This window comes from Geodermatophilus sp. URMC 63, from assembly GCF_053502565.1.
Map to the genome: position 1 here is coordinate 3,954,996 of NZ_CP199956.1, position 12,156 is coordinate 3,967,151.

The window sequence follows — 12,156 nt, forward strand, 5'->3', positions numbered from 1 at the left end:
GAAGCAAGAGGCCAGGTAAAGAAGTTTCCTGCATCCACCCGGTGACGGTGCCGTGACGCGGGCCGCGGACGCTGGGCCGCCCACCCCGGAGCGGAGGCACGCCATGCGGCTGGACGGCATCGAGGTCAAGGTGACCCTCGGCGGGGACGGCACCGACGCGGCGGTGCGGGCGCTCGGGTTGAGCGGCGGGCAGTCCTGGCGCATCCACTTCTGCGAGGACGTCGTCCCCGGTGCCCTCCCGGGCACCCCGCTGCTCGACCGCGGCGTCGTCCTGCGCGCCCGCTCGAAGCCGGAGGGCCGGGGTGACTCGACGATCAAGCTGCGCCCGGCCCGGCTCTCCCAGCTGACCTGTCGCTGGCTCTCCGCGCGCGAGGGCGAGACCGCCGACGGGCACGACTGGGAGGTGGAGGTCGAGGCCGACTGGGCGGGGGAGCGCCGGGTGCTCGCGGTCTCGCACACCGTCGACCGGCCACCGCCGCTCGACGGGATCGACGAGGAGGGGCGGTCGGCCGAGGAGCTGTTCACCGAGGAGCAGGCGGCCTTCCTGCGCGACTGCGCCGACGTCCCGGTGCAGCTGGCGGCCCTCACCGTCCTGCCGCCGGTGGCCGCGACCCGGTGGAAGGAGGTCCGGTCGGCACCGCCGGACCTCGGCGTCCGGGCGGAGCGGTGGACCGTCGACCACCTGGACTTCCTCGAGCTGTCGGTCGTGGCCCGCGACCCCGCCGAGGCCGCGGCCCGCCAGCACGCGCTGACCGGGTTCGTCCTCTCCTGCGGGCTGCCCGCCGACCCGCAGCCGCAGAGCAAGACCGGGCAGGTGCTCGACCACCTGGTGCGGCGGGCCGGCTGACCCGCCCGCCGCACCAGGACTCAGGAGGACTCAGGAGGACCCGAGTGCTCAGCCGCGGCCGGGGACGCGGTCCCGGACGTAGGAGCCGGGCGCCGGCTCCAGGACCGGGTGCCGGGCGCTGCCGAGCGCCTCCGGGGCGGGCACCTCGTCGCCGGAGCGCTCCAGCGCCCACTCCGACCACGGCTCCCACCAGCTGCCGGTGTGCTCCTCGGCCGCCGCGCGCCAGGCGTGGGGGTCGGGCCCGGGCTCCCCGCCGGTCCAGTAGCGGGCCCGGGGGTTGCCCGGCGGGTTGACCAGGCTCTGGATGTGGCCGCTGGAGCTGAGCACGAAGGTGCTCGGGCCCGACAGCAGCTGGGTGGTCCGGTAGCAGCCGTGCCATGGGGTGATGTGATCGGTGAGCGCCCCGGTGACGAACGTGGGGACGGTGATCCGGCTCAGGTGCACCGGCGTCCCCAGCACCCGCAGCGCCCCGGGCTTGACCAGCGCGTTGTGCGCGAAGACGTCGAGGAACTGCTCGTGCAGCCGGGCGGGCAGGTTCGTGCCGTCCGAGTTCCAGGCAAGGACGTCGAACGCGGGCGGGTCCTCACCCATGAGCCACTGGCTGACCAGGTAGTTGAAGACCAGGTCGTCCGGGCGCATCCAGGTGAACATCGAGCCCATCTGCCGGGCGGAGATGACGCCCCGGCGGCGGGAGTTGCGCCGGGCGACCTCCAGCAGCCGGGGACCGGAGAAGGCGCCGAGCGGGGCCCGGCTGGAGAAGTCGAGCAGGGTCACCGCGTAGCCGGCGGCGTGGACCCGGTCGTCGCCGGTGGCAGCCAGGTGGTTCAGCGCCGTCGTCATCACCTGGCCACCGGCGCACAGTCCCAGGGTGGTGACGTCGTCGGACCCGGTGACCTCCCGTGCGACGTCGACGGCGGTGACGACGCCGCCGGCGTACTCGTCCAGGCCCCACTCGGACTGTTCCCTCGTCGGGTTGCGCCAGCTGACCATGAAGACCTGCAGGCCCCGGCTGACGGCGTACTCGACGAGGCTGCGTCCCGGTCGCAGGTCGAGGAAGTAGAAGCGGCCGATCGGCGGCGGCACGATCACCAGTGGCCGCTCGCGCACGGTCGGCGTCGACGGCGTGTACTGGACGACCTCGACGACCTCGTCGCGGTACACGACGGCGCCCGGGGTGATGCCGAGGTCCTCGCCCACGGTGAAGGCGCTGCGGTCCACCTGGCGGGGCAGCCCGCCGTTGCGCACGAGGTCGTGCAGCACGTTCCGCAGGCCGCGCAGCACGCTGACCCCGGCGGTGTCGAACGCCCGCTTCAGCGCGGCCGGGTTGCCCGCCAGGGTGTTCGTGGGCGCCAGGGCGCTGGTGAGCGCAGTGACCACGAAGCGCACGCTCTCGACCTCGCGCCAGTCGGCGCCGGTGGCCTCGAAGTCGTCGACCAGGCGGCCGAGGGCCGCCGTCGTGGCGAGGTAGGACTGGCCCAGCCGCCGGTACCCGGGGTGCAGTGACCAGGCGGGGTCGGCGAAGCGCTGGTCCTTCGGCGAGGGCGCGAGCTCGTCGGTGCCGCGGAGGATGCGGGCGGTGTCCCGCCCGAGCCGGACGGCCTCCCGCGCCACGGGCCCGGGCCGGGCGAAGGTCGCGACCAGGCCCCGGGCCATGCCGCGCGGGGAGGGGAGGCCGACGGGCTCACCACCCTCCACCGGGGCCGGCGGCGCGGGGTCGTCGCGGGTGGCGCGGTCCGCGGGCGCGAGGTGCGGGCGGGTGGACGTGCGCTGGTGTGGTGGCTGGGTCCTGGTCACCGATCCCCCTCTTGTGAACTGGGTCACACAGGAGGGGACGCTAGTGCTGCACCGGCTACGGGGGTACCCCTGACCGGCGGGCTGTCCGCGCCGGCCGGCGGCGCGGGTCAGACGAGGATGCGCCGGCCGCACCCCGGGTCGGCGGCCTCGGCGGCCAGCAGCATGCGGCGGGCCGGGCGGTAGCGGCCCTCGCGGAGGGTGCGCGCCCGGTCCGGGTCGGTCCGCGCGAGGACGGCGTTGGCCGCCAGCGCGTGGGCGTTGTCGGTGAGCGCGACCAGGCGGCCGAGGGGGTGGGCGGCGCAGCGGCGGATCAGGCCGGACATGTAGGGCTCGCCAGGGCGCCGGGTGACTGCGTCGACCGCCTCGACGACGACCTCCGGGACGCCGAGGGCGCGCAGCCGGTCGAGGTCGTACCGGCGGGCGGGGTCGGGGTGGTCGCGGGTGCCCTCGACGACGTCGTGCAGGACGCCGGCCATCTCCGCGTCCGGGCCGTAGGGCCGCAGCGCCTCGGCGACCGGCCGCAGGTGGGCGAGGTAGTGGTCCCGGCCCTGCGCGTCGACCTGCCCCTCGTGTGCGTGCAGCGCGAGCAGGTGCGCGTCGGGAACGGTGAACCCCACGCGCCCGAGGCTAGGCGGTGACGGGGGCGCGCGGCGGCTCCGGCGAGCCGACCGTGCGTGGCAGGGCGCTCAGGGGCTGGCGGTGCCGGTCGCCGTGGTCGTCCCGGCCGGTGTCGTGGTCTCCGGTGTCGTGCTCCCCGTCGCGGAGGTCGTGGCCGGGGTCGTGGCCGGGGTCGTGGTCGGGGTGCTCGTCTGCGCCGGGGTGGTCGGTGTCGCAGCCGGTGTCGTGGGGGCCGGCGTGGTCGGGGCCGGCGTGGTCGGAGCCGGAGTCGTGGGGGCCGACGTGGTCGGAGCGGGCGTGGTCGGAGCGGGCGTGGTCGGAGCGGGCGTGGTCGGGGCCGGAGTCGTCGGGGCGGGCACCGTCGTGGTCGGGGCGGGGACCGTCGTGGTCGGGGCGGGGACCGTCGTGGTCGGGGCCGGCGTCGTGGTGGCCGTGGTCGTGGTGGCCGGGGCCGCGCTGGTCGGAGCCGCGCTGGTCGGAGCCGTGGTCGTCGAAGCGGTGGTCGTCGGGGCCGGAGCCGTCGTCGGAGCCGTGGTCGGAGCCGTGGTCGTCGACGTCGAGGTGGCGGAGGCCGTCGTCGGGGGCGCGGGCGCGGGGGCGCTCGTCCCGGCCGGGGCGGCCTCCCCGGTCTGCCCGGGTGTCTCCGTGGTGGGCGCCACGGTGGGCTGCTGCCCGTCCGCGGCGACGCCGGCGGGTACGGGGGCGGCGGCCGTGCCCGCGAGCGGCGGCGCGGCGGCCGGCTCCGCCGCGGGCACCGGCAGGATCGAGGTGCGGTCGGGTGCCGGCCGGGGTGGCGCCACCCCGTCCTCCTCGGTGGTGGTGGCCATGGCCGGCGTCGAGGGTGCGGCGTCCGGGACCACCGCGCTGACCAGGACGACGGCGCCGGTGACGCCGAGCACCAGCGCGCCGGCCGCGACCGCCTGCAGGGTCCGGGACAGGTGGGAGGTCCGCGCCACTGCCGGCGTCGACCCCAGGCCGATGACGGGGTGCCGGGCCGGCACGACGCGCGCGCCCGCCGGAGAGGTCGAGCGCACGGGACGGCGGCTGCCCCGGTGCGCCCACGACGGCGGGACGACGGCCAGGCACAGCCCGGCCACCCCCGCGGCCAGCAGGCCGGAGACGACCTGCAGGCTGCCCCACCACGCGAAGGACAGGAGCACGTCGGCGAGCACCAGGCCCACCAGGGCGCCGGCGCCGGCCACCGCGACCCACACGGCGACGGCCGAGGGGCGGCCCTCGGCCGGGTGGGCGTCGAGCAGCACCGACAGCGCGGCCGGCACGACCGCCGCCGCCCCGGCGCCGGCCAGCCCGCGCAGCACGACCAGCGTGGTGGGGTCGGCGACGAGCCCGGACCACACGCTGCAGACGGCGAGGACGGCCAGCCCCAGCACGAGCGCGCTGCGCCGGCCCCAGCGGCGCGCCGCGATCCCCAGGGGGAGCGCGAGGACGGCGACGGCCAGCGCGTAGGCGCCGACCGCCCAGGACACCTCGGCACCGGTGGCGCCCGTGGCGCGGGCGATCTCGTGTCCGGCGCGGGCCAGGGCGGTGCCGGCGCCGCCGACCAGCGCCACGGCCGCACTCGTCGCGGCGAGGAGCGCGCCCGGGCCACCCCGGACGACTCGAGCGTCGGGCATGCTCACTCCAGACGATCGTCTGATACGCCCGTGTTAGGCGGGCCCCAGCATGGAGGTCGGATGACGGAGGTGGCAACCCCCGCGCGGTTGCTGGACGCGGCCGAGCAGCTGCTGGCCGCGCGCGGCCCGGCGGGCACCTCGGTGCGCGACGTGCTCCGTCTGGCCGGCGTCGCCAACGCCGCCGCCGTGGGCTACTACTTCGGCGACAAGGCCGGCCTGGTCGCCGCGGTGGAGCGCCGCGTCGTCGAGGAGGTCCTCACCCACCGCGAGCGGGTGCTGGGCGACCTGCGGTCCGGCCCCGACGTCGAGTCGCTCGTCGACGGGTGGGTGCGGCCGATCGTCGTGCTGCGGTGCGCCGGCCGCGGCCGCTACGCCGCGCGCGTGTTCACCCGGATCTTCGACGCACCGCCGGAGGCGTGGGAGGCCAACGGCGCGGCCGCCGTCCGCGCCGTCGCCGACCGGTACTGCGCGGTGCTGGCGCCGCTGCTGCCGCACCTGGACGGGTCCGAGCTCACCTGGCGCTGGCAGTGCGTCACCGCGACGACGGACTTCTACGCCATCGGCGCGCTCGACGCCGCCCAGCCGGCCCCCGGCCCGGACGACGTCGACCGGCACGTGCGCCGCCTCGTCGTGCCGGGCGCCGCGCTGCTGCGGGCGGGAGCGGCCGGCTGACCGTCGGGCAGTGGCGGCGGTCCCGCGGGGAGGCGAGCGGTCGGCCGGGGCCCGGTGACGCCGTCGTGACGGAGGGGTGACGTGGTCCCCGCGATCCTGGCGCAGCGATCCGCGCACGGCCCCGGGTCGCTCCCTCGGGCGGTGCGCAGTGTCCCGGTCGAGGGGCTCCCTCGTCGCTGGCCAGCAGGAGGCTCCTCCATGTCCGTCCCCACCAGTCCCGCGCGGTGCTCCTTCGTGCCGCCCGCGGTGATCGAGCACCTCGCGCGCTCGAGCAGCATCGACACGCCCGACCCGGGCGCGGCGCAGCGCACCGCGGTGCTGACCCAGCAGCTGCGCGACCTGCGCCAGAACGCCTCCCCGGACCTCCCGTCGGCGCTCACCACGGTCGTCTCACCCCGGCCCACCAAGGGCGACCGCGCCATCTACGACGACCAGAACACCGCGAACTTCGACGTCAAGCTGGTCCGCGGTGAAGGGGACCCAGCCAACAAGGCGCAGAACGTCAACCAGGCCTACGACTACGCCGGAGCCGCGCGGGACTACTACAAGACCGTGCACAACCGCGACTCCATCGACCACAACGGGATGACCGTCAACGTCAACGTGAACTTCGACGTCGCGTTCATGAACGCCTTCTGGGACGGCGTGCGGCTGGTCCTGGGCAACGGCGACGGCAAGATCTTCGTCGACTTCGCGGCCTCGCCGGACGTCCTGGGGCACGAGCTGTCCCACGGCGTCGTGCAGTTCACGGCGAACCTGCAGTACAAGGGGCAGTCCGGCGCGCTGAACGAGTCCTTCGCCGACGTGTTCGGCAGCCTCATCGAGCAGCAGGTCCGCGGTCAGGACTTCGAGTCGGCGAACTGGCTGATCGGCGACGAGATCATGGCGCCGGACCTCTACGGCGAGGCGCTGCGGTCGATGGCCCACCCGGGCACGGCCTACGACAACCCGCTCATGGGCAAGGACCCGCAGCCGGACCACATGAGCGGGTACTACTCCGGGCCCAAGGACAACTACGGCGTCCACATCAACAGCGGCATCATCAACCGCGCGTTCTACCTGACCGCGTCGGAGCTGGGCACCGACAGCGCGGGCAGGATCTGGTACGCGGGCCTGCAGAACCTGTGGCCGACGGCGAACTTCGCCGACGCCGCGCAGGTCCTCAGCGCGCAGGCGCGCATCCTCGCGCGCGACCAGAAGGTCGACCGCCAGGCGGCGCAGGCGGTGCGCGGCGCCTTCCGCACCGTCGGCGTCCTGTAGGCCGGGGGGAGCCGGCTACGTCCGCTGGATCACGAAACGGATCAGCGGACGTAGCTGCTCCGGCACGTCCGGGTCCTGGGCGTGCAGGCGCACCGAGCGCCCACCGGTGGAGATGACGACGTCGTACTCGAACGCGTCGGGCACCGACCGGGTCGACGCCGGCGCACGCCCGAGGGCCTCGACGTCGAGCCCGCCGACCAGGTCCCGCAGCTCGCGCGCCTCGTCCGGGGGCAGCGCGGCGGTGTCCGCCGACCGGTGCGTCACCAGCCCGCCGAACCCGCCCGTGCGCTCGACCTCGACCTGCACCCGTTGGTCCACGACCTCGATCCCCCTCCCTGGCGCGCCGTTCCCCGCGCCGTCGCCCGCACCGTCACCGGCGGCTCCGCCGGCGGCGGCCCCGCCCGACCCGCACCCGCCGACGACCACGACCACGACCGCGAGCAGCACCGAGGCGAGCCCGCGGCGCGCCCCCGTGCGCCGGTTTGCCCTCCCGCGTGACCGGGCACCGCTCCGGCGTCGTGTCGGCGAGCCCGCGGAGCCCCCATGTCGGTCGTCCCGTCCTCCTCCGGGGACCAGTACACCCACACGCTGGACGTCCGCTCCTGCTGCTGGTCGTGCGGCACGGCGATCACCCGCAGCGTCCAGCGGCGCCACCGCCACCACCGCCACCTGACGTGGTTCTGCGCCCACTGCGAGACCTCCTGGGCGGGGCCGGCCGAGCAGGCCTGACGCTACCCGGCCGGACGCCGCCCGCCCCCGCTCGCGTGGTCGTGTTCCGGGGAACGCGGGCCCCTCCGCGGCCGAGGGACGCTGGGGGCCGGCCGTCCTGCACCTCCCCACGTCGCTGTGGGCCGTGGCATCCGCTGCCCGGGTGGACGCTCCTCTCAAGGGCCTGCGGTGGCGCTCCCCGGGAGGCCGGTGTGCGATGGGGGCCTCGCTGGTCGACCCCGCCGGAGGAGGCGTCATGGCCCGTCGACGCACCACGCTGCTCGCCCTCGCCGGTCTGACGACCGGTCTGGTCGCCGCCGGGGGTCCCGGCGCGGCGGTCGCCGAGGAGCCGGCGCCGGAGAAGGTGCCGCTCGCGGTGGGCACGGGCGGCGCGGTGGCCACGGTCGACCCGGACGCGACGCGCGTCGGCCTGCAGGTGCTGGCGGACGGCGGCAACGCCGCCGACGCCGCCGTCGCCGCGGCCGCGGCGCTGGGGGTGACCGAGCCGTACTCCGCCGGCATCGGGGGCGGTGGCTTCTTCGTCTACTACGACGCCGCCACCGGCGAGGTCTCCACGATCGACGGCCGGGAGACCGCCCCGCTGGCCATGGGCGCGGACGCCTTCCTCGACGCCGACGGCACCCCGCTGGACTTCCAGGAGGCCGTGCAGAGCGGGCTGTCGGTCGGCACACCGGGGACGCCGCTGACGTGGGACCAGGCGCTGGAGGAGTTCGGCACGCTGTCCCTCGGCGAGGCGCTGCAGGGCGGCATCGGGCTGGCCGACGAGGGCTTCGTCGTGGACGAGACCTTCCGGCAGCAGACCGCGGACAACGAGGCGAAGTTCCGCCGGTTCGCGCCGACCGCCGAGATGTTCCTCCCCGGCGGGCAGCTGCCGGAGGTCGGCTCGGTCCTCCGCAACCCGGACCTGGCCGACACCTACCGGCTGCTGGCCGACGAGGGGCTCGAGCCCTTCTACGCCGGCGGGCTCGCCGACGAGATCGTGGCGACGGTGCAGGACCCGCCGGAGGCGCCCGGCGCCGAGGAGGTGCGCCCGGGCCTGCTCGAGGAGGCCGACCTGGCGCGCTACGACGCCCCGCTGCGCGCGCCGACCCAGGTCGACTACCGGGGCCTGCAGGTCTACGGCATGGCCCCGCCGTCCAGTGGCGGCTCCACCGTGGGAGAGGCGCTGGACGTGCTCGAGCAGTTCCCGCTCGGCTCGCTGCCCGACGTGCCGCTGCTGCACACCTACCTCGAGGCCGCCGCGCTGGCCTTCGCCGACCGCAACCGCTACGTGGGCGACCCCGCCTACACCCCGGTGCCCCTCGCCGAGCTGCTGTCCGACGGCTTCGCCGCCGAGCGGGCCTGCGCGATCGACCCCGCCGCGGCGCTGCCCAAGCCGGTCGAGGCCGGCGTCCCGGACGGCGAGTACGGCCCGTGCCCCGCGGAGGGGGCCGCGACCGGTGCCGGCGGTGCCGAGGGGCCCTCCACCACCCACCTCACGGTCGCCGACGCGGAGGGGAACGTCGCCAGCTACACGCTGACCATCGAGCAGACCGGCGGCAGCGGGATCACGGTGCCCGGCCGGGGCTTCATCCTCAACAACGAGCTCACCGACTTCACCTTCGCGCCGGCCGACCCGACGGTGCCCGAGCCCAACCTGCCGGCCCCGGGCAAGCGCCCGCGCAGCAGCATGGCGCCGACCATCGTCCTCCGCGACGGCGCGCCGGTGCTGGCCCTGGGCTCCCCGGGCGGCAGCACGATCATCACCACGGTGCTGCAGACCCTGGTCAACCGGGTCGACCGCGACATGGACCTCGGCGCGGCGATCGCCGCGCCCCGGGCCAGCCAGCGCAACAGCCCGACGACCGACGCCGAGCCCGCCTTCCTCGCGCTGTACGGCGAGCAGCTGCAGGCGCTGGGACACCAGTTCACCGAGACCGCCGAGATCGGGGCCGCGACCGGCGTCGAGTTCCTCCCCGGCGGGGTGCTGCTCGCCGCCGCCGAGCCCGAGCGCCGCGGCGGTGGCAGCGCCGGCGTCGTGCACGAGCTGCCCGGCGTCCCGGAGCTCGCCCCCGACCTCGGCGAGGACGGGTAGGACCACGCCGGCGCGTCCTGCGCCGGTGATCAGGCGGTGCGGTCGGCCTCGGCGGAGGCGACGGCCTCGTCGCGACTGGGGAACGGTCCGGCGGTCCGGCCGTCGGCGCGCCGCGTCCACCGGTAGCCGTCGGGGGTCTCCTCGACCAGGTAGCCGACCGGGTCGGCGGGGCCGTGGCCGGGGCGCTCGCGCGGGTCGCTCACGTGAGCACCAGGTCCCGGAAGCGGACCGCGGCGGACGTGCCGCCGAGGTGGACGACGGGCACGGGCCGGTGGGTGGTGTCCACGACGGTCAGGGTCCCGCCGTCGGCGTCCGCGCGGCTGACGGTGAGCGCCGAGCCGGTGACGGCGATCCGCAGCGGCACCCAGGCGCCCGGCCGCGGGGCCGTGCCCGGCGCCGAGGACGCCAGCGGGGTGGGGACGCCGTCGGTGACCCGGTGGACGTCGAGGCCGCCGTCCCCGCGGAGGCCGACGAGGTAGCCGTCGACGCCGGGTGACGGACCGGACGGCGGCCGGTACGGGTGGTCGTCGGTGCTCAGCAGCACCCACCCGCAGCAGGTGCGGTCGGCGGCGTCGGGGGCGTCCACGCGGAGGTCGAGGGACAGCGTGAACGCCGCGGGGTCCGGCGGTGCGAGGAAGCCCATCAGGGTGCAGGTGGTGGTGTCGGGTGCGCCGCAGCCCCACGAGGGGTCGTCCGGGTGGAACTGGCCGCGGTCGGTGTCCGGCAGCATCCCGGGCAGCCAGACCTGGCGGGCGAACAGGTCCGAGGTGCGCCGCCCGGCGTCCCCCGCGACGTAGACCGGGTCGTCGGAGAAGAGCGCGTCCACGCCGTCGGCGACGAGGGCGTCCCGGTGGTGCCGGCGGTTGACCGTGTGGGTGGCCACCTCGACGCCGGCCCCGTGCGCCCGCGCGCAGACCTCCGCGGTGACCGAGCCCGCCTCCGGGCCGATCCAGCCGATCCCCTCGGCCGCGGCCCGGGCGGCGTCGGTGGTGCCGAGCCAGATGACGTCCCACCCGCGGGAGCGGGCCAGCCGGCAGTCGGCCAGGGCGTAGGACTGCAGCAGCACCGACGCCGGGCGGACCCCGCGTCGATCGAGGGCGGCGAGCATCGGGGCCATCGCGTCGCTGCTCTTGGCCTCGGCGCAGAGCAGGACGCGGTTGCCGAACTCGGTGAGCACCTCGTCGAACAGCGGGGGGTGCAGCCCGTCGGGCCAGCCGCCGCCGAGGGTGACCGAGGCGTCGATGTCGAGCTGCTTCCACGACACCGAGGTGTGGTCGGCGACGTTGCCGCTGGAGGTGGTCGTGCGGTCGACGGTGCCGTCGTGCATGACGCCGAGCCCCCCGTCGGCGAGGGTGGCGACGTCCTGCTCGATGACCGGCAGCCCCTGGCCCACCGCGACCCGGTAGCCCTCCATCGTGTGCTCGGGCACCTGCACGGCCCCGCCGCGGTGGGCGATGACGAACGGCCGGGTCAGGTCGGCGAAGTCCACGCGGAACCCTACGTCCGCGCCGGGGTGGCCGCGCCCGGTCAGCGCCGGGCCGGGCCGCCGTGGGGCCAGAACGCGAGCAGGGTCCGGATGCCGGTCACGAGGGCGAGCGGCTGGTCGAACACCGGGTGGTGACCGGCGTCCGGGAGCTCGACGACCGGCAGGCCGCCGGCGACGAGCCCGGCCATCTCGGCCGCCATCCGCCGGCCGACCAGTCCCTTCTCGCACCGGAACAGCGCCGCCGGGCAGGTCAGCCGCGGCAGGAGCTCGGTCAGCGCAGGTGGCCGGCCCCACAGCTGCGGGTCGAACTTCCAGCTCCACCCGTCCTCGACCCGGCGCAGCGAGTTCCGGGCGACGTGCTCCCGGACGTAGGGGAGCAGCACGTCCTGGTGCGGGACGGTGCGGAAGCGGGCGACCGCCTCCTCCGCGGTGGCGTAGGACCGGGAGGGGCGCCGCCGCTCGCGCAGCCGCTCCTCCTCCGGTGGCCGCGCGACGAGGGGGGAGTCGACGACCGCGACGGCGGAGACCGCGCCCGGGTGCCCCACCCCGACGGTGAGGGCGACCCAGCCGCCCATGCTGTGGCCCAGGACGACGGGCCGCTCGAGGTCCTCGGCCGCGGCCACGGCCACCACCTCGCGGGCCCACGTCTCCATGTCGTAGGCCGGGCGCCGGCCGCTGTCGCCGTGCCCGCTCAGGTCCAGCGCCACGACCCGGTGCGAGTGCAGCTGCGGGGCGATGTGGTCCCACCAGCCCGAGTGCGCGGCGCCGCCGTGGACCAGCACGAGACCGGGCCGCCCGGCCTCCCCCCACACCCGGTAGGCGATCGGCCTCCCGTCGACCTCGGCCACCCGCCGCACCGGCGTCGCGGCGAGTGCCTCCTCGAACCAGGCGGGCGCCGCGGCGGGCTCGGTCGCGGGGCAGGACATCGGCGGCTCCTCGGACGTGGCCGGACGGCCCGCCGATCATCCGTCGCCGCCGTGCGGGGCGCCGCGCGGGGTGGGTGTCCGCTCCCACGGCCGGGCCCGCCAGGCGGAGCAGCGGT

General features: G+C 76.4%; 12 protein-coding genes. 5 read left to right on the forward strand and 7 right to left on the reverse strand.

Features of this window, described 5'->3' with window-relative positions:
- The first annotated feature begins 103 nt into the window (after positions 1–103).
- Positions 104–847 (forward strand): hypothetical protein, encoded by a 744-nt coding sequence (locus ACWIZO_RS19310; protein WP_448639261.1) that lies wholly within the window; start codon positions 104–106, stop codon positions 845–847.
- 48 nt (positions 848–895) lie between these two features.
- Here the strand turns inward: ACWIZO_RS19310 and ACWIZO_RS19315 are convergent, their stop codons facing one another.
- The 3 genes from ACWIZO_RS19315 to ACWIZO_RS19325 form a co-directional block, all read right to left on the reverse strand.
- On the reverse strand, positions 896–2,641 hold the full coding sequence (locus ACWIZO_RS19315; RefSeq protein WP_448639262.1) for a PHA/PHB synthase family protein: 1,746 nt from the start codon (positions 2,639–2,641) through the stop codon (positions 896–898).
- A gap of 107 nt (positions 2,642–2,748) precedes the next feature.
- Positions 2,749–3,258 (reverse strand): phosphohydrolase, encoded by a 510-nt coding sequence (locus ACWIZO_RS19320; RefSeq protein WP_448639263.1) that lies wholly within the window; start codon positions 3,256–3,258, stop codon positions 2,749–2,751.
- 69 nt (positions 3,259–3,327) lie between these two features.
- The gene (locus ACWIZO_RS19325; protein ID WP_448639264.1) at positions 3,328–4,893 is read right to left on the reverse strand and encodes an MFS transporter; all 1,566 of its coding nucleotides are present in this window, start codon (positions 4,891–4,893) and stop codon (positions 3,328–3,330) included.
- Positions 4,894–4,953: 60 nt separating this feature from the next.
- Between ACWIZO_RS19325 and ACWIZO_RS19330 the strand changes: the two genes are divergently transcribed.
- Positions 4,954–5,565, forward strand: a complete 612-nt coding sequence (locus tag ACWIZO_RS19330) for a TetR family transcriptional regulator (RefSeq protein ID WP_448639265.1) — start codon at positions 4,954–4,956, stop codon at positions 5,563–5,565.
- A gap of 198 nt (positions 5,566–5,763) precedes the next feature.
- Positions 5,764–6,825 (forward strand): M4 family metallopeptidase, encoded by a 1,062-nt coding sequence (locus ACWIZO_RS19335; protein WP_448639266.1) that lies wholly within the window; start codon positions 5,764–5,766, stop codon positions 6,823–6,825.
- A 15-nt stretch (positions 6,826–6,840) separates the two neighbouring features.
- On the opposite strand, the gene ACWIZO_RS19340 is transcribed toward ACWIZO_RS19335, so the two are convergent.
- On the reverse strand, positions 6,841–7,272 hold the full coding sequence (locus tag ACWIZO_RS19340; protein WP_448639267.1) for a protealysin inhibitor emfourin: 432 nt from the start codon (positions 7,270–7,272) through the stop codon (positions 6,841–6,843).
- A 96-nt stretch (positions 7,273–7,368) separates the two neighbouring features.
- On the opposite strand from ACWIZO_RS19340, the gene ACWIZO_RS19345 reads away from it, so the two are divergent.
- Positions 7,369–7,554 carry a hypothetical protein gene (locus ACWIZO_RS19345; RefSeq protein ID WP_448639268.1) on the forward strand — a complete coding sequence of 62 codons (186 nt, stop codon included), beginning with the start codon at positions 7,369–7,371 and terminating at the stop codon, positions 7,552–7,554.
- A 235-nt stretch (positions 7,555–7,789) separates the two neighbouring features.
- Positions 7,790–9,628: a gamma-glutamyltransferase gene (ggt, locus tag ACWIZO_RS19350; RefSeq protein ID WP_448639269.1), complete on the forward strand. Its 1,839-nt coding sequence runs from the start codon at positions 7,790–7,792 to the stop codon at positions 9,626–9,628.
- Positions 9,629–9,657: 29 nt separating this feature from the next.
- On the opposite strand, the gene ACWIZO_RS19355 is transcribed toward ggt, so the two are convergent.
- Genes ACWIZO_RS19355 through ACWIZO_RS19365 form a run of 3 tightly spaced genes read right to left on the reverse strand, consistent with a single transcriptional unit; the run spans position 9,658 to position 12,040 of the window.
- Positions 9,658–9,831: a hypothetical protein gene (locus ACWIZO_RS19355; protein ID WP_448639270.1), complete on the reverse strand. Its 174-nt coding sequence runs from the start codon at positions 9,829–9,831 to the stop codon at positions 9,658–9,660.
- Entirely contained in the window at positions 9,828–11,117 is a 1,290-nt protein-coding gene (locus ACWIZO_RS19360) for a glycerophosphodiester phosphodiesterase (protein WP_448639271.1), read from the reverse strand. The genes ACWIZO_RS19355 and ACWIZO_RS19360 overlap by 4 nt, the downstream gene beginning before the upstream one ends.
- 38 nt (positions 11,118–11,155) lie before the next feature.
- Positions 11,156–12,040, reverse strand: coding sequence for an alpha/beta fold hydrolase (locus ACWIZO_RS19365; protein WP_448639272.1), 885 nt, complete (start codon positions 12,038–12,040; stop codon positions 11,156–11,158).
- Positions 12,041–12,156 lie beyond the last annotated feature (116 nt).

Coding starts and splice junctions, on each gene's coding strand:
- ACWIZO_RS19365 (WP_448639272.1), bottom strand. CDS start 12,040: ATGTCCTGCCCCGCGACCGAGCCCGCCGCGGCGCCCGCCTGGTTCGAG.
- ggt (WP_448639269.1), top strand. CDS start 7,790: ATGGCCCGTCGACGCACCACGCTGCTCGCCCTCGCCGGTCTGACGACC.
- ACWIZO_RS19325 (WP_448639264.1), bottom strand. CDS start 4,893: ATGCCCGACGCTCGAGTCGTCCGGGGTGGCCCGGGCGCGCTCCTCGCC.
- ACWIZO_RS19330 (WP_448639265.1), top strand. CDS start 4,954: ATGACGGAGGTGGCAACCCCCGCGCGGTTGCTGGACGCGGCCGAGCAG.
- ACWIZO_RS19345 (WP_448639268.1), top strand. CDS start 7,369: ATGTCGGTCGTCCCGTCCTCCTCCGGGGACCAGTACACCCACACGCTG.
- ACWIZO_RS19310 (WP_448639261.1), top strand. CDS start 104: ATGCGGCTGGACGGCATCGAGGTCAAGGTGACCCTCGGCGGGGACGGC.
- ACWIZO_RS19335 (WP_448639266.1), top strand. CDS start 5,764: ATGTCCGTCCCCACCAGTCCCGCGCGGTGCTCCTTCGTGCCGCCCGCG.